The 1,110-nt window shown below is 45.9% G+C and carries 2 protein-coding genes and 2 pseudogenes; all 4 read left to right on the top strand.

Annotated elements, in window-relative coordinates; all coding sequences use genetic code 11:
• Positions 1 to 127: pseudogene (locus ACSZO1_RS22420) on the top strand (IS30 family transposase); the annotation flags it as partial.
• A 2-nt stretch (positions 128 to 129) separates the two neighbouring features.
• Positions 130 to 375, top strand: coding sequence for a hypothetical protein (locus ACSZO1_RS22415; protein ID WP_437616588.1), 246 nt, complete (start codon positions 130 to 132; stop codon positions 373 to 375).
• 60 nt (positions 376 to 435) lie between these two features.
• Entirely contained in the window at positions 436 to 819 is a 384-nt protein-coding gene (locus ACSZO1_RS22410; RefSeq protein WP_437616586.1) for a PTS sugar transporter subunit IIA, read from the top strand.
• A pseudogene (locus ACSZO1_RS22405) lies at positions 816 to 1,110 on the top strand (AAA family ATPase); the annotation flags it as partial. The gene ACSZO1_RS22410 and the pseudogene ACSZO1_RS22405, both read left to right, overlap by 4 nt.

Here is a 1,110-nt window from a genome sequence, read left to right as displayed (position 1 = left end):
TGACCTGACAGCAGTGACGGATGACGAGCTCCGCAAGTATCAGGGAGCACTGAACAGCAGGCCAAGAAAATGCCTCGGGTTCCGGCAGCCTTCAGTGGTCTTTGCAGAGTTAAGACAGGCGGCTTAGCGTTGCACTTCGAACTTGAATCCGCCGAACAGAGTGAAGAGGCGGAAGAAGAATTTGAAGATGAACTGTCGGTTCTTGAGGCCGGTTTATTAAAGAGCCCGTCTGACAATGAAATTAAAAAACAACTGATGGTGAAATATAACCAGGCAATAAAGGTTTACTCCGGTAGCGAGACTTATCGCCATCGGGTGGATGGCCTGCTCTTGAAGGTCGATGAACTGAGAAATACCATTCGCAAAAATATATGAGGTGATATGAGCATTAAAGCGTTTCTTGCACATAATCAGTATATTCAGGTCGGAATGTAAGTGTCTTCGTGGAGTGAAATTATTGAGAGAGCGGCAAAGCCATTAATTGATGGTGGCTTTGTCACCCCTGAATACCCACAGGCCGTTATTAACAACACACTGGAATACGGTGCGTACTATGTTTTTGACGAAGGGATCGCGATTCCTCATGCACGACCAGAATGTGGGGTAATTAAAAATTGCTTCAGTATGGTGACACTACGCCATCCGGTATCCATTCATGGCAGTGAACCCGTAGACATTATTGTCATGTTTGGTGGCACTGACAGCAGTGCTCATATTACAGAAGGCATTGCCTCGATTGTTGAGCTGCTGGATCAGGAAGAGACTTTATCACATATCAGACAAGCAGAAACGGCGGAGGAAATACTTGAACTGTTATGAAAAAACTAATTCTGGTAAACGGTATTCCGGCCTCAGGAAAAATCGCTGTCGCCAGAGTGATAGCTGACTATTTGAATGCGCCATTACTGAGTATCGATGAAATAAAAGAACCTTTTATGCTGCAGTTTTCCGCGGTGATTGATCGCCAGTTGAATCGCAAGCTGGGTAATGCTGCTTATCACGCCATGTTTAATATTGTGAAGCAGGCACCAGAGAAGGCGGATTCAAGTTCGAAGTGCAACGCTAAGCCGCCTGTCTTAACTCTGCAAAGACCACTGAAGGCTGCCGGAA

Source organism: Erwinia sp. V71 (genome assembly GCF_965644245.1).
Lineage (GTDB): Bacteria > Pseudomonadota > Gammaproteobacteria > Enterobacterales > Enterobacteriaceae > Erwinia.
The sequence above is the reverse complement of the archived record's forward strand: the minus strand, read 5'-3'. Positions and strand labels throughout refer to the sequence as shown.